The 22519-nt window shown below is 46.3% G+C and carries 22 protein-coding genes and 1 pseudogene; 11 read left to right on the top strand and 12 right to left on the bottom strand.

Features of this window, described 5'->3' with window-relative positions; genetic code table 11:
* Window positions 1-39: 39 nt before the first annotated feature.
* A complete protein-coding gene (locus VC178_RS02045) occupies window positions 40-1221 on the top strand; it encodes a ribonucleotide-diphosphate reductase subunit beta (protein ID WP_215296230.1) in 1182 nt (393 codons plus the stop codon).
* Between the two features lie 333 nt (window positions 1222-1554).
* The gene (locus VC178_RS02040; protein WP_251370122.1) at window positions 1555-1794 is read left to right on the top strand and encodes a hypothetical protein; all 240 of its coding nucleotides are present in this window, start codon (window positions 1555-1557) and stop codon (window positions 1792-1794) included.
* Between the two features lie 205 nt (window positions 1795-1999).
* Here the strand turns inward: VC178_RS02040 and VC178_RS02035 are convergent, their stop codons facing one another.
* The 7 genes and pseudogenes from VC178_RS02035 to VC178_RS02005 form a co-directional block, all read right to left on the bottom strand.
* Window positions 2000-2959 (bottom strand): carbohydrate kinase family protein, encoded by a 960-nt coding sequence (locus VC178_RS02035; protein WP_323481457.1) that lies wholly within the window; start codon window positions 2957-2959, stop codon window positions 2000-2002.
* A 49-nt stretch (window positions 2960-3008) separates the two neighbouring features.
* Window positions 3009-3524, bottom strand: a complete 516-nt coding sequence (locus VC178_RS02030) for a DUF3426 domain-containing protein (RefSeq protein ID WP_323481581.1) — start codon at window positions 3522-3524, stop codon at window positions 3009-3011.
* Window positions 3525-3638: 114 nt separating this feature from the next.
* Window positions 3639-4556, bottom strand: a pseudogene (gene prmA / locus VC178_RS02025) (50S ribosomal protein L11 methyltransferase); the annotation flags it as partial.
* A 27-nt stretch (window positions 4557-4583) separates the two neighbouring features.
* On the bottom strand, window positions 4584-5948 hold the full coding sequence (accC, locus tag VC178_RS02020) for an acetyl-CoA carboxylase biotin carboxylase subunit (protein WP_215296233.1): 1365 nt from the start codon (window positions 5946-5948) through the stop codon (window positions 4584-4586).
* Between the two features lie 47 nt (window positions 5949-5995).
* Window positions 5996-6457, bottom strand: coding sequence for an acetyl-CoA carboxylase biotin carboxyl carrier protein (accB, locus tag VC178_RS02015; protein WP_216177267.1), 462 nt, complete (start codon window positions 6455-6457; stop codon window positions 5996-5998).
* A 35-nt stretch (window positions 6458-6492) separates the two neighbouring features.
* Window positions 6493-6942 carry a type II 3-dehydroquinate dehydratase gene (aroQ, locus tag VC178_RS02010; protein WP_323481456.1) on the bottom strand — a complete coding sequence of 150 codons (450 nt, stop codon included), beginning with the start codon at window positions 6940-6942 and terminating at the stop codon, window positions 6493-6495.
* A 259-nt stretch (window positions 6943-7201) separates the two neighbouring features.
* A complete protein-coding gene (locus tag VC178_RS02005; protein ID WP_323481455.1) occupies window positions 7202-7729 on the bottom strand; it encodes a TlpA disulfide reductase family protein in 528 nt (175 codons plus the stop codon).
* A gap of 26 nt (window positions 7730-7755) precedes the next feature.
* Here VC178_RS02005 and mpl point away from each other — a divergent pair, with 26 nt between their 5' ends.
* The 6 genes from mpl to mtgA are packed head-to-tail and all read left to right on the top strand — an operon-like array spanning window position 7756 to window position 14596.
* A complete protein-coding gene (gene mpl / locus VC178_RS02000) occupies window positions 7756-9153 on the top strand; it encodes a UDP-N-acetylmuramate:L-alanyl-gamma-D-glutamyl-meso-diaminopimelate ligase (protein WP_323481454.1) in 1398 nt (465 codons plus the stop codon).
* Between the two features lie 43 nt (window positions 9154-9196).
* Complete coding sequence (fabG, locus tag VC178_RS01995; protein ID WP_216177276.1) at window positions 9197-9931, top strand: 3-oxoacyl-ACP reductase FabG; 735 nt, start codon at window positions 9197-9199, stop codon at window positions 9929-9931.
* 2 nt (window positions 9932-9933) lie between these two features.
* Window positions 9934-11970, top strand: coding sequence for a ribonuclease catalytic domain-containing protein (locus VC178_RS01990; RefSeq protein WP_323481453.1), 2037 nt, complete (start codon window positions 9934-9936; stop codon window positions 11968-11970).
* The gene (locus tag VC178_RS01985) at window positions 11954-12841 is read left to right on the top strand and encodes a TonB family protein (protein WP_323481452.1); all 888 of its coding nucleotides are present in this window, start codon (window positions 11954-11956) and stop codon (window positions 12839-12841) included. The genes VC178_RS01990 and VC178_RS01985 overlap by 17 nt, the downstream gene beginning before the upstream one ends.
* Before the next feature lie 51 nt (window positions 12842-12892).
* Window positions 12893-13798 carry a shikimate dehydrogenase gene (gene aroE, locus VC178_RS01980; RefSeq protein ID WP_323481451.1) on the top strand — a complete coding sequence of 302 codons (906 nt, stop codon included), beginning with the start codon at window positions 12893-12895 and terminating at the stop codon, window positions 13796-13798.
* 30 nt (window positions 13799-13828) lie between these two features.
* Window positions 13829-14596 carry a monofunctional biosynthetic peptidoglycan transglycosylase gene (gene mtgA / locus VC178_RS01975; protein ID WP_323481450.1) on the top strand — a complete coding sequence of 256 codons (768 nt, stop codon included), beginning with the start codon at window positions 13829-13831 and terminating at the stop codon, window positions 14594-14596.
* On the opposite strand, the gene pyrF is transcribed toward mtgA, so the two are convergent.
* Window positions 14589-15428, bottom strand: a complete 840-nt coding sequence (gene pyrF, locus VC178_RS01970; RefSeq protein WP_323481449.1) for an orotidine-5'-phosphate decarboxylase — start codon at window positions 15426-15428, stop codon at window positions 14589-14591. The genes mtgA and pyrF overlap by 8 nt on opposite strands.
* A 73-nt stretch (window positions 15429-15501) precedes the next feature.
* On the opposite strand from pyrF, the gene corA reads away from it, so the two are divergent.
* Complete coding sequence (gene corA, locus VC178_RS01965) at window positions 15502-16467, top strand: magnesium/cobalt transporter CorA (RefSeq protein WP_215296244.1); 966 nt, start codon at window positions 15502-15504, stop codon at window positions 16465-16467.
* Between the two features lies 1 nt (window position 16468).
* Here the strand turns inward: corA and VC178_RS01960 are convergent, their stop codons facing one another.
* Genes VC178_RS01960 through thiL form a run of 3 tightly spaced genes read right to left on the bottom strand, consistent with a single transcriptional unit; the run spans window position 16469 to window position 18551 of the window.
* Window positions 16469-16963: a CinA family protein gene (locus VC178_RS01960; protein WP_323481448.1), complete on the bottom strand. Its 495-nt coding sequence runs from the start codon at window positions 16961-16963 to the stop codon at window positions 16469-16471.
* A gap of 2 nt (window positions 16964-16965) precedes the next feature.
* Window positions 16966-17535 (bottom strand): phosphatidylglycerophosphatase A, encoded by a 570-nt coding sequence (locus VC178_RS01955; protein WP_323481447.1) that lies wholly within the window; start codon window positions 17533-17535, stop codon window positions 16966-16968.
* Window positions 17532-18551: a thiamine-phosphate kinase gene (thiL, locus tag VC178_RS01950; protein ID WP_323481446.1), complete on the bottom strand. Its 1020-nt coding sequence runs from the start codon at window positions 18549-18551 to the stop codon at window positions 17532-17534. The genes VC178_RS01955 and thiL overlap by 4 nt, the downstream gene beginning before the upstream one ends.
* Window positions 18552-18645: 94 nt before the next feature.
* Between thiL and VC178_RS01945 the strand changes: the two genes are divergently transcribed.
* Both VC178_RS01945 and VC178_RS01940 read left to right on the top strand, forming a co-directional pair.
* Complete coding sequence (locus tag VC178_RS01945) at window positions 18646-20967, top strand: NADP-dependent malic enzyme (RefSeq protein ID WP_323481445.1); 2322 nt, start codon at window positions 18646-18648, stop codon at window positions 20965-20967.
* A 128-nt stretch (window positions 20968-21095) separates the two neighbouring features.
* A complete protein-coding gene (locus tag VC178_RS01940; protein ID WP_216126383.1) occupies window positions 21096-21716 on the top strand; it encodes a barstar family protein in 621 nt (206 codons plus the stop codon).
* A gap of 32 nt (window positions 21717-21748) precedes the next feature.
* On the opposite strand, the gene VC178_RS01935 is transcribed toward VC178_RS01940, so the two are convergent.
* Window positions 21749-22510, bottom strand: a complete 762-nt coding sequence (locus VC178_RS01935; protein WP_323481444.1) for a 16S rRNA (uracil(1498)-N(3))-methyltransferase — start codon at window positions 22508-22510, stop codon at window positions 21749-21751.
* Between the last annotated feature and the right edge of the window lie 9 nt (window positions 22511-22519).

The raw sequence follows: 22519 nt of genomic DNA, 5'->3' as shown, positions 1-22519 counted from the left end.
TGCTTATTGGTCAGAAATAGAAGAATTTAGGAGAAAGTTATGTTGAATTGGGAAGAGGAAGTTGCTCCAGCACTAGCGAAAGCTGGTCTTGCACCGCAGCCGGTTGCAGTGGAGCCACAACGCCCACAGCCTGATCAAGTAGCAATGGCAGCGCCTCAGGTAAGTACGCCTGCACCAGCCGTCTCATTGGCTGGTGGTGCAGCCTTGCGTGTTAATGCTGCTGATAAGCGTGTGATTAATGCTAAGACTGACGTTAATCAGCTGGTGCCATTTAAGTACAAATGGGCTTGGGAGAAATATTTGGCTGGTTGTGCAAATCACTGGATGCCACAAGAGATCAATATGAACCGCGATATCGCGCTCTGGAAAGATCCGAATGGCCTGACAGAAGATGAGCGTCGCATTATTAAGCGCAATCTGGGTTTCTTTACAACTGCCGATTCTTTAGCGGCTAATAATATTGTTTTGGGTACGTATCGCCACATTACTGCTCCAGAATGCCGCCAATACTTATTGCGCCAGGCTTTTGAAGAAGCAATTCATACCCATGCATACCAATATATTGTGGAATCTTTAGGTTTAGATCAGTCCGAAATCTTCAACGCGTATCACGAGATTGACTCGATTCGCGCTAAAGATGAGTTCTTAATTCCGTTTATTGATGTCTTAACTGATCCAAATTTTAAGACTGGCACATTAGAAAACGATCAAAAGTTACTCCGATCACTCATTGTTTTTGCTTGCGTAATGGAAGGTTTGTTCTTTTATGTTGGTTTTACGCAAATACTTGCAATGGGTCGTCAAAACAAAATGACGGGTGCTGCTGAGCAGTATCAATACATCCTTCGTGATGAGTCTATGCACTGCAATTTTGGTATTGATTTGATTAACCAAATCAAGCTGGAGAACCCGCAGTTATGGACTTCCGCGTTCAAAGACGAGATCAAATCCATCTTCGAAAAAGCAGTCGAATTAGAGTACCGTTATGCCGAAGATACGATGCCTCGTGGAGTGCTCGGATTGAACGCTCCGATGTTCAAAGGGTACCTAAGATACATTTGTAATCGCAGATGTTTGCAAATAGGACTTGACGCGATGTTCCCAAATGAAGAGAATCCATTTCCATGGATGTCAGAAATGATTGATCTGAAAAAAGAACGAAACTTTTTTGAGACACGCGTTATTGAGTATCAAACCGGTGGTGCGCTGAGTTGGGAGTAGTTGGCAGTAAGTAAGCGCACAACTGGCTAAATAGGAGATTAGACGGTTGGATAGTTTAAGAAGTCAGCAGAAACAGACTCAAATCCGCAAACCCTTACTCAAGGGTGCCAGAGCTATTCTCTCCATTTTTTCCAGCACATTTAAGAAGCCGTTGTCCCTTGGGGCCACGGCTTTTTTTCCAGGATTCATTAGCGTGCAGCACTTAGCATCAAGCCGCGCGCCGATGAATGGCTCGCTCGCCAATTCCAAAAGGTTGCAAAACCAGGCGGAAATGAGTGGTCGGGTCTTCTTAATCGGTAGTTTGAACTAATCCTCACGTGAAGGAGTATGACTATGGCAATCGCCAAGAAAAAACCTGCTGCAAAGAAACCAGCTGCTAAGAAAAAAGTAGCTGCTAAGAAACCAGCTGCTAAAAAAGTCGCTAAAAAGAAGCCAGCCGCTAAAAAGCGTCCAGCCGCTAAAAAGAAGCCAGCCGCTAAAAAGCGTCCAGCTGCTAAAAAAGCTGCCGCAAAGAAGAAGCCAGCTGCTAAGAAGCGTCCAGCTGCAAAAAAGCGCGTAGCAAAAAAAAAGTAAGTAAGCCTGCTGCGAAGAAAGCGGGCTCTGCTGTAAAAAAGCCCGTGGCTAAGAAAGCTGCACCAGCGACTAGTGCGTTGAATCCTGCTGCTGCTTGGCCCTTCCCAACTGGCACACGTCCTTAATCAGACGGGTGTTATTAGAAGGGGTCTCTCACGAGACCCCTTTTTTATTGAGTATAGGCTTTGATTATTTTGAATCAAGGTTAAAAGCTAAAGCCAAATGCTGCTTTAAATTGGTCTGCGATCTCTGCTTTGCTGAGTTGATGATTTTGTGGTCCTTGATGGATAATCTTGATCGAACCCATTAGGCTGGCCAAGCGACCAGTGGTTTCCCAATCCATTTCATTCTCAAGACCAAACAAGAGTCCGCCACGAAATGCGTCGCCGCATCCAGTGGGGTCGACTACTTTTCCTGCCGGTACTGGAGGAATCGAGATACATTTGCCTTCGGTATAAATATCAGCACCTTCTGCACCCTTGGTCACGATCAGTGCTTTGACACGCTCAGCAACCTTTGGCACGCTCAAGCCAGTTCGCTGCGAAAGCATTTCGCCTTCATAGTCGTTAACAGCCAAATAGCTGGCAATATCAACTAGCTCTAAGAGCTCTGGCCCGTTAAACATTGGCAATCCTTGACCAGGATCGAAGACAAACGGAATATTGGCTTCTACTAATTGATGGCAGTGTTCCCACATTCCTTGGCGACCATCAGGCGCAACGATGCCAAATTTAGCTGCCCCTTTGGAGTTTTTGCTTCTTTCAGTGATCACTGCAGAAACTAGATTAAGGTGCGACTCGTCCATCGCGCCTGGATGGAATGCCGTGATTTGGTTATTGGCTTGATCAGTAGTGATCATTGCTTGTGCCGTAAATGCATTTTCAATTTGGCGAATATGGCTCGCATCAATATTCAGTTGCTTTAAGCGGCTCATATAGGGCGCTGCATCGCCACCAACAGTTGCCATGATGATGGGATCTCCTCCCAAAAGGCTGAGGTTGTAGGCAATATTGCCTGCACAGCCACCAAATTCTCGGCGCATGGTTGGTACTAAGAAGGCCACATTCAAGATGTGGATCTGCTCAGGGAGAATTTGATCGGCAAATTTGCCTTCAAAGTTCATGATGGTGTCGTAAGCGATAGAGCCGCAGATCAAGCTAGCCATAAATTACTTTCTGTAATGGGTAAGGTAATAAAAAATGAATAAAAGGAGATTATTCAGGATAAAGAATACGTACTCGATACCCAGCAGTAGTCGGCGGCAGGATAATCGGCAGTTCTGCTTGAATCATTTCTCCAGCAGGTGCACCAATTTTCAAAAAATCAGGATGAGATTCTTGCCAAGATAGTGGTAACCATTCATTTGGGCTGAACCGAATTGATTTCAACTCAGATTCTTCTGCATCAGTGAGAGAAATTTCTAAATTTGGCAACAAAATTGGAATTGCCAGTCGATTTTGTATTTCAATTTGTAATATTGATTGATTTAGGGCGTTTTTAAGGCCCTCTCCTGCGTTTTCTGGGGTTAGTGCGGCAGAAGTTATTTTCCATGCAGCAAAATCGCTTACAGGGCGATTAAAGCATTTCAGTGCGCTACACAATTTCTCATCAATCTGCTGCAATATCGAAAATGCACCAACTGAAAATGAATTTGATGAGCCATCTACTCTTGGCGCTAGTAAAGGTAGCAGAGAATTCCTAGATAAATGCTCGCCAAAAATGAGGAGCAAAGTCAAAAAGCAAGCTAAAAGGATTCGCTTAAGACTTTTTTTTTGACTAGGCGCTGCAAGAGCGGCTACAGCATCGGGAATGGGTTCAGTACTTTGTTTGTCTTGCTCGAGGATTCCATGTAAGCATACCCAGCCTTCACTTTCCTTCCAAATGGCAAGTTTGAGCCATTGACTATAGGTCGCAATTACCTCATCCGCTTGTCGCGCCAGCACGCCAGACAAAATGATATGTCCGCCAGCACGCATTTTATTGGCTAGAGCGGGGGCAAGCACTTGCAAGGGATTGGCCAAGATGTTGGCCATCACGATATCGTATTTCGTTTCTGCCGCTAGCTCTGGTGCGTCTTCGGTTGGTAAAACAAAGCGAATAACCGTATTGTTAATTTCTGCATTACTGCGCGCCGCAATCATGGATTGGGGATCTATGTCCGTACCAACGACTGGATTGCAACCCAGTTTTGCAGCCGCAATCGCCAAAATCCCAGATCCACAACCATAATCAAGCAAACTCTGGTTCTTTAAATTGGAGTACTCCTCAAGCCAAAGTAAGCACAGGTGTGTTGTAGGGTGGCTACCAGTTCCGAAGGCAAGTCCAGGATCTACTGCTAAACAAATTGCGTTAGGATCAGTTGGAGCTTCATGCCATGAGGGTACAACCCAGATACGTTTTCCAATTTGGATCGGTGTAAATTGGCTTTGTGTCAGTCGGACCCAATCTTGCTCTTCAACGGTTTTTTCTTGGGGCGGGGCTAATGCAAAGCCTGCTTCATTTAGAGTGGCGAGCAGTTCGGGAATGAATTCTGCTCTGTCTGAGTGATCAATCTCAGGGTTAAAAAGAGCGGTAACGGCAGATCTATCCCATGCTTGGACTTTGGGCGAAAGACCGGGCTCTCCGTAAAGAGGGTTCTCATCGTTCCCCCCTGCGGCTTCATCTTCTACAGTGACAGAGAGTGCTCCTAGTTCGAGTAAGGCATCGCCTAAGGGCTCGGCAGTTTCAGCGGCTACCGTGAATACCAGTTCACGATAAGACATGGAGTGCTCGCATGAATTTGGAGTGAATTAGGATTTACCGCGACTTGCAGCTTGCTCTTCTAAGCGATGCTCTAAGTAGTGAATGCTGGTGCCACCTTCCATGAAGTTGGGATCTAGCATCAGTTCGCGGTGAAGCGGAACATTAGTAGTAATCCCATCAATCACCATCTCAGACAAGGCAATTTGCATGCGGCGAATCGCTTGCTCGCGAGTATTGCCGTAAGAAATTAACTTACCAATCATGGAATCGTAATTTGAGGGGACTACATAGCCACTATAGGCATGAGAATCTACGCGAATACCAGGACCGCCAGGCATATGGAATGAACCAATTTTTCCTGGGCTCGGCGTGAACTTGAATGGGTCTTCTGCATTCAGACGGCATTCAATTGCATGGCCGCGGAACACAATATCTTTTTGGCGATAAGCCAATTTGAGACCAGCGGCAATTCGAATTTGTTCTTGAACGATATCTACACCAGTGATCATTTCTGTGACTGGATGTTCAACCTGAACGCGAGTATTCATCTCAATAAAGAAAAATTCACCGTTTTCATAGAGGAACTCAAAAGTTCCGGCACCACGATAGCCAATTTTTCTACAAGCTTCAGCACAACGCTCACCAATTTTGGCAATCAAGCGACGGTCAATGCCAGGAGCTGGTGCTTCTTCAATCACTTTTTGATGGCGACGTTGCATTGAGCAATCACGTTCACCTAACCAAATAGCATTGCCATGGGTATCGGCCAGAATTTGAATTTCAACATGGCGAGGTTTTTCTAAAAACTTCTCCATATAGACTTCTGGATTACCGAATGCGCGCCCAGCTTCCTCGCGAGTCATATTGACAGCATTGATTAGCGCAGCTTCAGTATGGACAACACGCATACCGCGTCCACCACCTCCACCAGCAGCCTTAATGATGACTGGGTAACCCACTTTTTTAGCGGTAGCAATAATTTCTTTTGGATCATCTGGTAACGCACCTTCAGAACCAGGTACGCAGGGTACACCGGCTTTAATCATGGCGCGCTTAGCCGAAACTTTGTCGCCCATCAAGCGAATTGAGGCAGCAGTGGGACCAATAAAGGCAAAACCAGATTTTTCAACACGCTCTGCAAAATCGGCATTTTCAGAGAGGAAGCCATATCCAGGGTGAATCGCTTCGGCATCAGTCACCTCTGCTGCAGAAATGATCGCAGGCATATTGAGATAACTTAGTGGCGAAGGCGCAGGCCCAATGCAGACCGCCTCATCAGCAAGCTTCACATACTTGGCTTCTTTATCTGCAGTGGAATACACCACCACCGTTTTAATTCCCAACTCGCGGCATGCGCGTTGGATACGGAGAGCAATTTCTCCCCGATTGGCAATCAGAATCTTATCGAACATGTAGGCTCTGAGTTAGGTAATAAAGATTGGAAAGAAAGGCAGAGAAATTAAGCAATGACAAATAAGGGCTGATCAAACTCGACGCCCTGACCATTCTCACAAAGAATTTCTTTAATGACCCCCGCTTGTTCTGATTCGATTTCGTTAAGCAATTTCATCGCTTCAATGATGCACAGTGTTTGACCAACCTTAACAGTGTCACCAACGTTGACGAAGTTAGGCGATTCTGGATTTGGGGCGCGATAGAAAGTGCCCACCATGGGTGAGCGTGCAATAAATCCGGCTTCAGCTGCAGGCGCATCTAGTACGGGTGATGCGGGAGCTGCAGCAGCAGGCGCTGCTTGCATCGTGTGTGTCTGAGCAGGATTGGTATAAACCACGTGTCCAGTAGGAACTGCAGTACCAGCATTCACAATACGAACACGGTCTTCACCTTCGTTGACCTCTAATTCGGAAATACCTGATTCAGAAACTAAGTCGATCAAGGTTTTGAGTTTTCTTAGATCCATATGAGTGAGTCCTCTCTTGAAATTCTTTAATTAGCTTATTTTTGTATGCGGGCGATCGCAGCTTGCAGGGCTAATTCGTAGCCAATAGCTCCAAGTCCACAAATCACACCGGTAGCGATATCTGATAGATAAGAGTGTTTGCGGAACTCTTCTCTTTGGTGAATGTTTGATAGATGCACCTCGGTAAACGGAATGGCTACACCAGCTAAAACGTCACGCAAGGCAACGCTGGTATGAGTAAATGCACCAGGATTAATGATGATGAAATCCACGCAATCTTGTTTAGCCTTCTGAATGCGGTCAATTAACTCGCCTTCATGATTACTTTGGTAGGTACTTAAATCGACAGACTCGGCTTTTGCGAGATCTCCGAGCTTTTGGTGGATATCTTCTAGGGTAGTTTTCCCATAAACCTCAGGCTCACGGGTTCCCAATAGATTGAGGTTGGGGCCTTGAATAACCAGAATTGATGCTTTTTTAGACATAGATCCCTATTTTTAGAGGCAGTTAGATGTCAATGGTTTAATTTGGCTTTAGGCCACTAATCTGTAAGTAGAGCAACTTGATGCATTACCTGCTAAGGATGCGAGTATACCCTCTGGGGTCTTGAAAATGCCCAAAAATGCCTTTAGGAAGCAAATTTTTTACTGCTTTTCAGGGTAAATATAAAAATGATGGGTGTAATTGCTTAATATTTAAGCAATTTTCAATAGAATTCTTAGGGTTAAAAGTCTTTAAAAATCTTTATAACTCTGAATTAATGACTTTTTTGAGCTCTTCTTCGCTTATCTTCCCTAATTTACTATAAATAGACTTACCTTTTGAATTGATGATGACTGTAAAGGGTAGGGCACCTTGGGTATTGCCCATTTGTTTGGAGAGATTGCTGCCCTCTAATCCACCAATCACAATGGGATAAGAAACTGGGGTTTTTTCAAGAAATTCGCGTATGTTGGATGGTGAATCAATACCGATACCGACAATTAACACATTTTTAGCGGCATATTCTTGGGCAATTTTGTCTAAAGCAGGCATTTCTTCTACGCATGGGGGGCACCAGGAGGCCCAAAAGTTCACAACGAGTACTTTTCCTCGCCAATTTTCAGAGTTTGCCGATTTACCATCGGGTGTTTGCCAAGGGTTGCCAAAGAAAGCTTTAATAGATGGGTCGTTCGCCAAGCCTGTTTGCGAAATCCACTGAGATGAAAAGACTCCAGCAAGGAGCGCCAGAAGACTAATTCCGCCAATCATGATCCACTGTCTTCGATTCATTACAACTCCTTCGCTAAAATTCGCTAATGCATATTCATATCTTGGGCATTTGCGGTACCTTTATGGGCGGCATTGCCGCAATCGCTCGGCAAGCCGGACATCGTGTAACGGGTTGTGATGCCAACGTGTATCCACCAATGAGCACACAGCTTGAAGCTCAAGGTATTGAGCTCATTGAGGGGTTCTCGCCAGATCAATTATTGCAGTTTGAGACCATGCCCGATTTATTTGTGATTGGCAATGTCGTTTCTCGTGGCAATCCCTTAATGGAAGCCATTCTGAATCAAGGGCTGCCCTATATCTCTGGACCTCAATGGCTAGGGGAACAAGTTTTATATGGCCGACATGTTTTAGCGGTAGCCGGCACGCATGGCAAGACGACTACATCAGCCATGCTTACTTGGATTCTGGAATTTAATGGCTACAAGCCTGGATATTTAATTGGTGGAGTGCCACTGAATTTCACAGTATCTGCACGCTTGGGTGAAAGTCAATATTTTGTAATAGAGGCCGATGAATATGACACTGCCTTTTTCGATAAGCGCAGTAAGTTTGTCCATTACAGACCACGCACTGCTTTATTAAATAACTTAGAGTTTGATCATGCAGATATTTTTGCGGATCTTGTTGCTATCGAAACTCAGTTTCATCACTTAGTACGCACAGTGCCCAGTGATGGCTTATTGGTGGTCAATGGCGAGGAACCTGCGCTAGAGCGGGTTGTCACCCGTGGTGCTTGGTCGCCGGTAGAGCGTTTTGGACAGGATGCCGCTAACCAGTGGTCATTGATTTCACAAGAGAGTGATGGCTTTATTGTGCGTCAGCTAGGTAAAGAGGTGGCCACCGTGCAATGGGCTCCTGATTCGGGTGTGATGGGCAGACACAATCAACTCAACGCACTTGCTGCAATTGCATCTGCCAATCACATTGGTATTTCACCAGCAGATTCTGCACGCGCCTTGGCGGCATTTAAAAACGTGAAGCGTCGTCTTGAAACGATTGGTGTGGCAAACGACATTACGGTGTATGACGACTTTGCGCATCATCCAACGGCGATCACCACCACGGTTGATGGTTTACGTCGTCGAGTGGGTAAGGCGTGCATCTTGGCGGTATTGGAGCCACGCTCGAATACGATGAAACTGGGTGTAATGAAGGCGCAACTACCTGATAGCTTGCAGCAGGCTGATAAGGTCTTTGCTTATGGAGCCACTAGTGGCAAGGAATCTTTGGGCTGGGATTTGGCAGAAGCCCTAGCCCCACTAAATACAAAAGAGGCTGGTAAAGCCCATGCCTTCGATGACCTTAGTGCATTAGTGAATGCAGTTGCCAAAGAAGCTAAACCAGGCGATCACATTCTAGTGATGAGTAATGGCGGCTTTGGTGGAGTGCATCAAAAAATATTAGAAGCCATATCTGTTTAATGTAACTTACCGCAACCTAATAAATAAATACTGAAAGCAAAATATGGGCAATCGATTAGAAGATAAGGTCGCCATTGTCACAGGCGCAGCAAAAGGGATTGGATTTGCAACGGCCCAGCGCTTTGCAGAAGCGGGTGCAAGAGTGATCGTTGCTGATATTAATCTTGCGGCAGTAAAGAGTGCTGCAGCCCAAATTCCTCATGCTGAGGCCTATGCAATGGATGTGACTGATCGTGCCAGCATTCAGGCGGTAGTTGATCAAGTCATCCAAAAACATGGCCGCATTGATATTTTGATTAATAACGCTGGTATTACGCAAGATGCACGTTTGATCAAGATGACTGAGGCGCAATTTGATACCGTGATTGATGTCAACCTCAAGGGCGTATTCAACTGCACCCAATTGGTAGTGCCACACATGCTGGAAGCTGGTACTGGCGCGATTGTGAATGCTTCTAGCGTAGTCGGTTTGTATGGGAACTTTGGTCAAACTAATTATTCAGCGACAAAGTTTGGTGTGATTGGCTTTACCAAGACTTGGGCTCGTGAGCTTGGTCCTAAAGGCATTCGAGTCAATGCAGTTTGTCCTGGATTTATTGCGACAGAAATGGTTAAAGCCATGCCAGAAAATATTCTGCAAGATATTGAGCGTCGCAGTTGGCTAGGTCGCTTGGGCACGCCTGAAGAAATGGCCAACGTATATCTATTCCTTGCCAGCGATGAAGCGAGTTACGTTAATGGAGTTGCATTAGAAGCTAGCGGTGGGATTTCCCTCTAAGCATGAATCTCTTATATGAAGAGGGTGGCGATATCAAAATTGCTACCGTACAGTCTGCAACAGGAACAGGCGATGCTGAATCCTGGCAGGCGACCAGTCTTTCTGGCAAGAAGATCAAACTCAAGGCGAAAGAGGTTTGGTTGCGCTTTGAAAAGCCCGAGGCACAAGCTGCGATGGATGAAGCGCTCGTTTTATCTAAGGATATTGACTTGCAATTGCTCTGGGATTGCGCGCCTGAAGAAGAGTTTGGTCTGGTAGATGTTTCTCTTGAATATTTTGGCTCGCAAGCAACGATCCCTCAGCAAGTAGCATTAGCGATTGCCTTACAAGATGCTCCAGTATTTTTCCGTCGCAAAGGGCGAGGGCGCTTTCAAAGAGCGCCCCTTGAGCAATTGCAAGCAGGCTTAGCTGCACTGGAGCGCAAGCAAAAAGAGTTAGAGCAACAATCTGTTTGGCAACAAGATTTAGTCGCAGGCATATTCCCTGACACCTTGAAGTCTTCAGCTAAGCAACTACTGTTCTCCCCAGATAAGAATTCTTCAGCTTATAAGGCCCTCATAGCCGCATGCACAGAAACAGGTGAATCCCCGGCGCAGTTGATGATTCGTTGTGCTGCAATTGAATCTCCATTAGCCTATCACCAGGGAATGTTCTTGAAAGCCCATTTTCCAAATGGCGCTGCTCATCATGTCAATATCGGAGTTGATCAAGCAGCCTATGATGCGGCGATTGCAGAACTGCCTTTGGCCGAAGTAAATGCTTTCTCGATTGATGACTCAGGAACTACTGAGATTGATGATGCGCTTTCGGTAACAGAACTTGTAGAGGGTAGTCATCGCATCGGTATTCATATTGCAGCACCAGGTTTGGCGATTAGTAAAGATGATCCATTGGACCAAGTGGCTCGCAATCGTATGTCTACCGTTTATTTTCCGGGCAACAAAATTACGATGTTGCCTGATTCGGTCATTGAGCAATTCTCCCTGGATGCGGGTGCTCCTAGACCCGCGCTATCCATCTATGTAGATCTTGATGCGGATGGAATAGTAAACCGAGATACCCTGCAAATGCGGGCAGAGATGGTGCCGATGACTGCTAATCTTCGTCTAGAAGATGTGGAGCATTTGGTGAGCGAAGAGAGTTTGTTAGATGAAGGCGTTAGCTATCCCTATCGAAAAGAGTTAGCTATCTTGTGGCGTGCCGCAAAACTCTTGCATGCTGGTCGACAAGAAAAAAGAATCCTCAATGGTCTACGTGCTGAACAGTTGGGTGTGATTGATCCCAATGCTTTGGCAAGAGATTTTCATTTTCAAATTCAAGATGTGGATGGAGTTCAACGTGTAGAAATTATTCCGCGTCAGCGTGGTTCTATTCTCGATACGATCGTTGCAGAGTGGATGATCTTTTGCAATAGCGCATCTGGTAAATTGCTAGCGGATCATGGTTTGCCGGGTTTGTTCCGAACCCAAAAGGGTTGGGGACCATTGCGTACTCGTATGCAAACTACCCCGGGGCCTCATGAAGGCTTGGGGCTTGACTACTACGCATGGTGCACCTCACCGCTACGTCGCTACTCCGATCTCGTCAATCAGTGGCAGTTAATCGCCTTAGCAAAACATGGGGTGACTGCGAAGATGATGGCACCATTTCCACCACGAGATGCGACTCTGATGGGAATCGCTGCAGACTTTGAATCTTGTTATCAAGCTTATGGCGAATTTCAAGATCGCCTAGAAAAGTATTGGTGCTTGCGTTGGATTGCGCAGGATGGAGATTCCAAAAACGTTTATGTACGTCACTTAAAAGAGGGGATGTCTAGGGTAGAACTAGTACCTCTACACTTACCTATCCCAGAGTTGGCAAGTCACCCCCGCATGACTCGTGCAGAAGTCGCGGTAGCTGATGTCGACTTGTTGCAATTGAGTGCCGCCGTGAGAGTACTAGAGATTGAAGCCAAAGCAGAGCCAGAAGTAAAGACTGTAGAAGAATTGACCGATGCATTGCCCGAGGATGCAGAAGAAGATGCCAGCCCAGATTAATCCTGTTCAGATTCCTCGCTCAGAAAAATTCAACCGAGCTGTGATCTTTTTTCAGAATACCTGGCGACGCTATCCTTTTCGACTCGCACTATGCGTATCACTCATTATTCATGCACTGTTTCTATCGTTTCGTTGGGGTATTGGTGAAATTCAAAATCGCCGACTGAATACGCCTTTGAGTGTTGTCCTCGTGAATGCCAGTAACAAGACGCCCCCAAAGCAGGTGAACAAATTGGCCCAGGCAGATCTTCAGGGCGGAGGTAAGTCTGAAAATCAAGATGCCACAGCACTACATCGAGCCAGACTGGGAGCGGAGGCACGTCTTGAGGTTTTAGAGAAACAGCAAAAACAGATGCTGGCCAAGTTAGACGAGCAGCGAGCTAAATCTGGTGGACGGAAAAGTGGGGATGAGCAAAAGATTGCCCCCCAACTGAATTCTCTAGAGGCAGAGTTGGCGAAGCAGTTGCAAGCGGATGGACGTGAGCCTCGCCGTAAGGTGCTCACCGGCGCTAATACTAGGGCAGTGACTTTTGCCCATTACTTTGATGGTATGCGCCAAAAGATTGAGGCTTACGGTAGTACATTTTTTCCGCGTGCCAATGGTCGACCGCTATACGGCAGCTTGATTATCGTTGTGAGTATCGATTCTCAAGGCCGAATTACTACCAATGCGCAAGGTAAAGATGGGGTGTCAATAGGGCGAAGCTCAGGTAATCCTGAATTGGATCGACAGGCCCTAGCCATTGTTCGTGCATCAGCCCCATTTGGCCCATTCCCTTCAGAAATGCGTAATCAAATTGATGTGCTCGATTGGATCTCCACCTTTGACTTTACTCGCGATGGGAATGATCTTCTGGAACTCAAACGTTAGTGCAGCACTCCTTATTCTTAAAATCGCAAATTCGCTTATTCTGTAGCCATCATGAGTTCAAACGCTTCCGTTGATTTGCATACCGATCCAAGTCTTCACCCGGGTCTAGATGTCTATGCGGTAGCGGGCAATCCAATAGGCCATAGTCAGTCGCCCGCCATTCACCAGCGCTTTGCAGAGCAAGCTAAACAAGCTATGCACTATGGCCGTTTACAGCCGGAGCTAGATGGTTTTGCTCAAGCTGCTAAAACATTCTTTTCTGCTGGCGGTAAGGGTATGAATGTCACCGTGCCATTTAAGTTATATGCCCAAGCTTTTGCTGATCAATTAACTAGTCGAGCCCAGTTGGCTGGTGCAGTCAATACGCTATGGATTCAGGATGGCAAGATTTATGGTGACAATACTGATGGCGCTGGCTTGGTGCGCGACCTATTGGCGCAGGGTATCGCCGTCCATGAGTCGCGTATTTTGCTTTTAGGTGCTGGTGGAGCAGCACGTGGAGTGATCGGGCCCTTATTGGAGCATTCACCTAAATGCTTAGTGATTGCTAATCGCTCAAGCATAAAGGCTGATGAATTGATCAAATTATTTGCCAACGTAGCTGCTTCAAAAGAGGTTGCCTTGGAAGCTCGCACATTAGCTCAATTAGAGAGTTCTGAAAAAACACCCTATCCATTTGACCTGGTGATTAATGCAACTGCTGCAGGACTAGCAGATGAGTCTCCTTTGAGCATTGCCGCGGTAGCAAACATCTTTACGCCAAGCTCATTTGCTTACGACATGGTCTACGGTAAAACAACGGCCTTTATGAAGCAAGCTTTACAGCGTGGGGCACGCATTAGCGATGGCCTTGGTATGTTGGTGGAGCAAGCTGCAGATGCATTCTTGTTATGGCGGGGAACCGATCTAGCAACACAAATTGATTCGCGAGCAGTGCTCGCTAAGTTGCGCAGTTGATCAAATTTACTTGCAGTTAATTTCTCACTCATGCGCTGGATTGCTTACCTAGTCAAATGTCTCTTGGCTGGTTTCATAGCCATGCAGGTATATTTTGCCGTTCAGATCGGCCTATGGATTAGTGTAGATCCCAGCAGCACAGCCTTTCAGAGAGCGGAGCGCTGGCGCTTGTGTTCCTGGCATTGGACTTGTTCCGTACAATCAAAGTGGACGCCTTACGATAAGATTTCAAACAATCTCAAACGTGCGGTTTTGGTTAGCGAAGACGACATCTTTTTTCAACACAAAGGGGTTCGTGTTGAAGACATGCAAAAAGCATGGCAAAAAAATCAACAGCAAAATCAGCAAAAACCTCAGACGGGGGCTAAATCTAAAACCGTGCTGCGTGGTGGGTCAACCATTACTCAGCAGCTTGCAAAAAATTTATTCTTATCTTCCGAGCAAAATTATTTTCGTAAAGGGCAAGAGCTCATCATTACCGGACTCTTAGAGCTTACGCTGTCTAAGCAGAGATTGTTTGAGATCTACCTTAATTCAGTAGAGTGGGGTGAAGGCATTTTTGGTATTGGGGCTGCTTCTGAGCACTATTACGCAACTACGCCAGCAGGACTAGATCTAGATCAGGCTGCGGCTCTAGCTTCCGCTTTGCCAGCACCCAAGTGTTTTGATAAAGAGCAATATTGCCGCAAGGCCAGGATCCACTTTCCAACCAGACAAGAATTTATTTTGGAGAATATGGGGCGTGTCGCTTTAGCGCCGATAGCTCAGCCCAAGAGTTCGTCTAAGACTGCTAAGTAGCCGCTCTTAACGCATCACGCGTGGACTGTGCTACGTTTCGTGCAGCCTGCGCAAAATCATTTCCAGAGCTTGCATACAGAATAGCTCTTGAAGAATTAATGATCATGCCTGTTCCAGGTTTCCCTGAAATACTGCCCGCTTTAACGGTGGCTTCAATATCTCCACCTTGGGCTCCGATGCCGGGGATGAGTAAAGGTATCTCCCCAACAATTGCTCGTACCTTTGCGATCTCTTCTGGGAAGGTTGCGCCCACAACAAGACCAATTTGACCCGAGCGATTCCATTGAGTGGCTGCAAGTTTGGCTACATGCAGATACAAAGGCTCCCCATTTGGGGAAACATTTAAGAACTGTAAATCTGAGCCACCTGGATTAGAAGTGCGACACAGGACAATGACACCTTTACCAGCATGTTTTAGATAGGGCTCAATCGTGTCAAAGCCCATATAGGGATTGACGGTGATGGCATCCGCACCATAGCGTTCAAAGGCCTCAAGAGCGTAGTGGTCTGCGGTACTGCCAATATCACCACGCTTGGAATCGAGGATGACAGGGATATGGGGGTATTTGTCTTTGAGGTGACGTACCAGTTTTTCTAGTTGGACTTCAGCGCGTTGTGAGGCAAAGTAGGCAAACTGAGGCTTAAAGGCGCTGACCAAATCTGCGGTGGCATCAGCGATATCGCGACAGAACTCAAAGATCCCCTCAGGTTTTCCTTGCAGGGATGGGGGTAAGCGCTTGGGGTCTGGGTCAAAACCAACACACAGCATGCTGCCTTGGGAAGCCCATGCAGACTGGAGTTGCTGGTGAAAGGTATTTGAGCGAGGGTTCATTGGATTTAGCTTATTTTAGTGAAACAGTCATGATCTATAGGATAAACTAGCGCACATTCCTTAGGAGTTCACCATGATCAACTTGTTCGTCCTGCAAAATGGCCGCCTCTCTCAAGAGCAAGTGGAAGATCGCAATGAATTATTGCAATACGCTAATCCTATCTGGATTGACGTAGTTGATCCAGAGGAAGAAGAGCTCGTTTGGATTAAAGAGGCTTTTGGTGTGCTTTTGCCTGAGTTAGATGACTTGGGCGACTTAGAAGCCTCTGCTCGTTATTTTGAAGCGGATGACGGTCATCTCCATATCCGCACCGATTTTTTATTGGATGAAGAAGAGACTTCTCGCAACGTGCGTGTGGCGTTTGTGCTGACTAAGCAAGTGCTGTTCTCGATTCATGATGAAGATTTACCAGTATTCCGCTTAGTCCGTTTGCGTGCGCGTTTGCGCCCCGGCTCAGTCAGCAATGCAAAAGATGTCTTGCTTGACCTCTACTCCACGGATGCCGAGTATTCAGCCGACGCTTTAGAAGAGGTTTATGAAAACCTTGAGCAAGCAGGTAAGCGAGTGCTGTCTGATAGCATTAATGATGCCGATGCTGCAGAGGTTTTAGAGACGATTGCAAAGGAAGAGGATACCAACGGACGCATTCGTCGTAACGTGATGGATACCCGCAGAGCCCTGTCTTTCTTAATGCGCAGCAAGTTACTATCGGATGAGCAACAAGAGGAAGCGCGCCAAATTTTGCGTGATATTGACTCACTTGAAAACCATACAGCATTCCTATTCGACAAGATCAACTTCTTGATGGATGCGACAGTCGGTTTTATTAATTTGAATCAATCTAAAATTATCAAGATCTTCTCGGTGGTCTCCGTCGCTTTAATGCCGCCTACTTTGCTGGCGAGTATTTGGGGTATGAACTACAAGCACATGCCTGAATTGGATGCGACTTGGGGATATCCAATGGCAATCGGTTTGATGATTATTTCAGCGATTATTCCGCTGGGCTACTTCCATAGCAAAGGCTGGATGAAGTAATTTAATTCTCGAGTAGCTTTGCCAATTCGCTCAGTACGTAATTGCAAGATTGTTCTCGAATCGCTTGGCGGTCTCCAGCAAAGTGCATCGTTTTTGCGAGCACTCTATTTTCACCAGCTTCATTTTGAATTGACCAGCCAAAGCATACTGTTCCCACAGGTTTGCCTGCTGAGCCACCGCTGGGACCTGCAATACCGGTAATTGAGATGGCGGCATTGACATCTGCATTCAGCTGAGCGCCTTTAGCCATCGCTTTAGCAACTTCCTCGCTCACTGCTCCAAAGCTTTGAATAAGCTCTGCTGGCACTCCCAAGGATTCTTCTTTGGCTTGGTTGCTGTAAGTGATGTAGCCCCGCTCAAACCATTCGCTTGAGCCCGCTAATTCAGTGAGAGTGGCGCAGACCAAGCCCCCAGTACAGGACTCTGCAACCGTCATTTTCCAATTTCTCGAGCGCAAAATTTCTGCCAAGGTTTGGACGGTATCGAGTGAATGCATATTTAAATCCAACCCATTTGAGTGCTGACTACTTGCAAGAGAGTAATCACCAAGAGTGTGAAGAAAGCTGCCGCAAGATCATCCACCATGATGCCAAACCCACGCCACAGGAGTTGCAGGAAGTGTGAAGGGGTATCGGTATTCTCGAGCGTTTTAAAGTGGCGATCAATCATGCCGATAGGACCCGGTTTAGCAGCATCGAAATATCTAAAGAGAGCGAACGCAAGGATCTGCATCCAAATACTGGTCGGTGTGATGAATAACAGCACCAACCAAAAAGCCATCATTTCATCCCAAACAATGCCGCCAAAATCTTTCTTACCTAACTCTTCACTGACATGGCCACAGATCCAACAGCCCAACAAAATACCGCCACCAGTGATCCATAGAAAATGTTCTGTGGCGAGGAAATGCTCAGCAATCAAAAAGCTTGCCCAGGCCCAGAGAGTGCCTGCAGTGCCAGGCGCTACCGGGCTTAGACCGCTTCCAAAGCCAAAGGCTAGGGTACGACTTGGGCTCTGGAACATCCACTTGAAACTGGGCTTCACAAAGGATGGATTCTGATCAGTCATTTTGCAAAGTGGTCAAAAGAGCGGAGTAGTGCAGCGGTATCCGCATCACTAAGTAACTTACCATCAGTGCCCTGGATGCAAATCTGGGTACTACTATTTTTCATGGACGTAATGCGGCCAATACATGTGAGGGGAAGTTTGAGTTCTTTGCTGATATTGAGAATCACATCACGTTTGCTACTAGGTGCAGTAAAGCAAAGTTCGTAATCATCGCCACCGCTGGCAGCAAATTGATTTTGAATTGCTTTACTTTGTTTTTGCAATGTTGCTGATGTGGGAAGTTGCTCCAAAATAATTTCTGCATCAAGCTGTGATTGTTTCAGGATGTGCTTTAGATCACCAAGCAAGCCATCCGATACATCTAAGGCGGCACTTGCCACTTCCCTCAGTGCCATACCAAGCCCAACTCTGGGTGTGGGTTGATGCATGCGATGGTCAATTGCTTTTAAGTCGCTTTCCGAGAGCGTGATTTCATGACGCAGTGCAGCAAGAGTGAGTCTTGCATCGCCAACAGTGCCTGAAACCCAAATCTCATCCTCAATCTTTGCCCCTGATCTAAGAATGGCTTTTCCAGTAGGAATGCTGCCAAATGCAGTAATCGAAATGGTGAGGGGGCCAGCAGTAGTGTCGCCACCGATGAGGGGGCAAGAAAATTGATTGGCAACCGCAAATAAGCCCTTAGAGAATGCTTCCAACCATTTTGTATCAACCTCAGGCAAGGCAATGGCCAATGTAAACCCCAGTGGCTTAGCACCCATTGCGGCAAGGTCAGAAAGATTGACTGCTAAGGCTTTGCCACCTAATTTCTCAGGGTCAGCATCGGCAAAAAAATGTCTACCCGAAACCAACATATCGCTGGTAATAGCAATTTCTTCGCCTGGCAGGGGTTTGATGAGTGCGCAATCATCCCCAATGCCCAAACTGAGGGTCGTATTTGAAGCGTTTGAGGCACTACCCGTTTTAAAAAAACGTTCAATGAGATCGAATTCGCCGATTGGGCCGGATTGAGAATGCATACCTCATTTTATGACCCTTGGCAGTGCAATGCGAGAGAGGAATAGAATTAAAGCCTTAATAAGCATTAGACAAAACGAGTAAGCGAGTTAGTTGATGAGCATAGAAAATAGTAAAGAGCAACAAATTGCAGCTTTAAGAGAAGCTGCCCTTCAGTACCACGAGTTTCCAGTTCCTGGAAAGATCGAGATTGCTCCAACTAAGCAACTGACTAATCAACGCGATTTAGCGCTTGCCTATACTCCTGGCGTCGCAGCCCCTTGCGAAGAAATTGTGAAGGACCCAGCTAATGCTTTTAAGTACACCGCCCGTGGAAATTTGGTTGGCGTGATTACAAACGGTACTGCTGTTTTAGGTTTGGGAAATATCGGACCATTGGCAAGTAAGCCAGTGATGGAAGGTAAAGCCGTTCTCTTTAAGAAATTTGCTGGCATTGATGTTTTCGATATCGAAGTCAATGAAAATGATCCAGAAAAATTAGTCGAAATTATTGCGGCACTTGAGCCTACTTTTGGTGGCATCAATTTAGAAGATATCAAAGCTCCAGATTGCTTTATTGTCGAGCGCAAGCTGCAAGCTCGTATGAAGATTCCAGTCTTTCATGATGATCAGCACGGCACTGCGATTGTAGTTGCAGCCGCAATTATCAATGGTTTGAAGGTGGTTGGAAAAGACGTTAGCAATGTGAAGTTAGTTACCTCTGGTGCTGGCGCAGCTGCATTGGCTTGCTTAGACCTGTTGGTGGACCTTGGCATTCCTCGTAAAAATATCTGGGTAACTGACCTTGCTGGTGTTGCTTACAAAGACCGTAAAGAATTAATGGATCCTGAGAAGGAGCCTTTCTGCCAAGAGACTGATTTGCGTACTCTCGATCAAGTGATTGCTGGCGCAGATATTTTCTTAGGTCTATCTGCTGGTGGTGTATTGAAGCAAGACATGGTGAAGAAGATGGCCGACAAGCCATTGATTTACGCCTTAGCAAATCCAACCCCAGAAATCTTGCCTGAAGAAGTAAAAGCAGTTCGTCCCGATGCGGTGATGGCAACGGGCCGTACTGACTATCCAAATCAAGTCAATAACGTTTTGTGCTTCCCATTTATTTTCCGTGGCGCACTCGATGTTGGCGCAACCACCATTACTCGCGGTATGGAAGTAGCGGCCGTAAAAGCCGTTGCAGAGCTTGCCCAAGCTGAGCAAAGCGAAGTAGTGGCATCGGTTTACGGAATTGAGAACCTTTCTTTTGGTCCTGAGTATTTGATTCCAAAACCATTTGATCCGCGCTTAATTACCGTCATCGCTCCCGCTGTGGCTAAGGCTGCAATGGATGACGGCGTTGCTTTACGTCCGATTAAAGATTTTGATGCGTATCGCAATCAGCTACAACAATTTGTGTATCACTCCGGTACTTTGATGAAACCGCTCTTTAGTATTGCGAAGAGAGTTCCAGCAAATCAAAAACGCATTGTCTTTGCCGAAGGTGAGGATGAGCGTGTATTGCGTGCCGTACAAATTATCATCGACGAGCACTTAGCTACCCCAATTCTGATTGGTCGCCCCGAGGTGATTGAACATCGTATTGAGAAGTTCGGCTTGCGGATGAAGACGGGCGATGATTTTGAGATTGTGAATCCAGAGCGTGATTCACGCTTTCGTGACTTCTGGCAAACCTATCTTGGTTTGACTGAGCGTAAGGGAGTGACAGAGTCATTTGCTAAATTAGAAATGCGCCGCCGTCATACTTTAATTGGCTCCATGATGATTGCTAAGGGAATGGCTGACGGCATGATTTGTGGAACGATTGGTAATGCAGCTACTCATCTGAAGTATGTTGATGAAGTAGTTGGTCGTGAGCCAGGTGCAAACGTCTATGGAGCAATGTCTGGATTAATTCTTCCAGGTCGCCAAGTGTTCTTGGTAGATACGCATATCAATCTAGATCCAACTGCCGAAGAATTGGCAGAATTGACTTTGATGGCCGCTAGCGAAATGCGTAAGTTAGGTTTAATTCCTAAAGTGGCATTACTCTCACACTCAAACTTTGGATCTAGTAATGCGCCATCTGCAATCAAAATGCGCGAAGTCTTGGCTTTAATTCAAAAGGCAGATCCCACCTTAGAGGTTGATGGTGAGATGCATGGGGATAGCGCTTTAGATGAAACCATTCGCGCTGGCACAGTCACTTCATCGCCATTAAAAGGCGATGCCAACTTATTAGTTCTGCCAAATATTGACGCCGCCAACATTTCTTACAACTTGTTAAAAACAGCTGCAGGTAATGGCATTGCTATCGGTCCTCTGTTGCTGGGGGTTGCTAAACCAATTCATATTTTGACGCCAGCAGCGACGGTTCGTAGGATTGTGAATGTGACTACTTTGGCTGTGGTTGAGGCTGCTAGTAACGCAAGAGGCATCTCCTGAGCGCTCATCATTTATGTAAGTAAGCAATTACTTACATAAATTAATCCTATATTAATCAATAACTTATATAAAAAGCACTGTATTTGGGCTTGATTTGATGACGTGTTAAGGGTAACCTACTACCCATCATGAATAATCGCTCTGAAAATACCAATCTAGCAAGCTTCGAAGAACATAGCCGCGCTGAAAGTTGGGATAGCAATGATCGACTCGAGACCGAATCGTCTGCTGCCAATATTTATGCCCAAGGCGGTTTATCTCGTTTACAAACCTATGCAGCAAATCAAGTTTCGGGGAAAAAAGTGACAGCTTCTTGGCGTGCCGCTTTGGCCGTTCGTGATGCCGGACCGCCGGCCATGTTGCGCAGTGTGCGCACTAATATCGTGCAATCTATTCGTGCTTTCCGTACACCAGATTTACAGGAAGCCGCTACAGAGCTCGGTCAACATTTCATTTATGCCAATTGCGTCAATGCAATGACTAAGGGTGAGGTTCTTGAAGCAATCGCCATTGCTTACACCTTTACCAAGCAACAAGCAAAAAACTTTGATCCTTTATTGGATGCGTTGACCACAACTACAGATAAGGCTGGTCAACAGCCCGGATTTGTAGTGGTGCTCGAAGGTTTACCTTGTACTCAAAAGTTTGATAAAGAAGCACGCGAGACTCTGTTAGATGTCTTCCGCGATGCCGTAGATTATTGGGCTGAGCGTCGCACACCATATCGGGTTTTCTACTCTTTTGCTTAATCGCTAAAAGACCGCAAACCAATGAATCGCCTCTATTTGAGGCGATTTTGCATTTCAGGATTCCAAATGCTGTGTACCGCTGTAATGGCTACAAGGCCTGCGGTTTCAGTGCGCAATACGCGCTCTCCTAAAGAAACAATTTGGTACCCCGCGGCTTGAGCTTGCGCTTCCTCTTCTGGTGAGTGACCACCCTCTGGTCCGATCATGAGAACAATATCTTGAGGTGTATTTTCTATTAAGACGGAGTACATGCTTTTGCTGGCATCGGGACTCAGTAGAAGTTTGAGTGCAGGCTTTGAACTTACTTTGAGGTAAGTTGCAAAATTTTGGATAGGCTCAATGTGCGCCAATACTGTTCTATCGCATTGCTCGCAAGCAGCTTGAATAATCCCATTCCAATGGGTTAAACGCTTTTGGGCGCGATCCTGGTCACTTGAGCGGGTCAGTTTGAGAATGGAGCGTTCACACTGTAATGGCACGATGATTTGGGCACCTGTTTCTATGGCTTTTTCAACAATCCAATCCATTTTGTCACCGCCTGCCAAGCCTTGGGCCAAAGTAATTGCATATGGGGCCTCACGGTGGGTATCAGTGCGGATATCGCTCAGTTGGGCTAAACCGCTTTTTCCACTTAAGGAAAGGAGCTCTGCCTTAGCGATTTGCCCTTTTCCATCAAATATGGGAAACGACTCGCCAACCTGAACGCGCCGAACCCGTAAATGGTGGCAAACCTCAGAGGTGAGGAGGGTGGGCTTTTGGGATTCCCATGGTCCGGGAAGATAAAATTGAGGCATTACTGAAAT

It is taken from the genome of Polynucleobacter sp. AP-Sanab-80-C2, assembly GCF_035012965.1.
Classification (GTDB): Bacteria; Pseudomonadota; Gammaproteobacteria; order Burkholderiales; family Burkholderiaceae; genus Polynucleobacter.
Note: the sequence above shows the minus strand (reverse complement) of the source record. Positions and strands in the feature narration are given on the sequence as shown.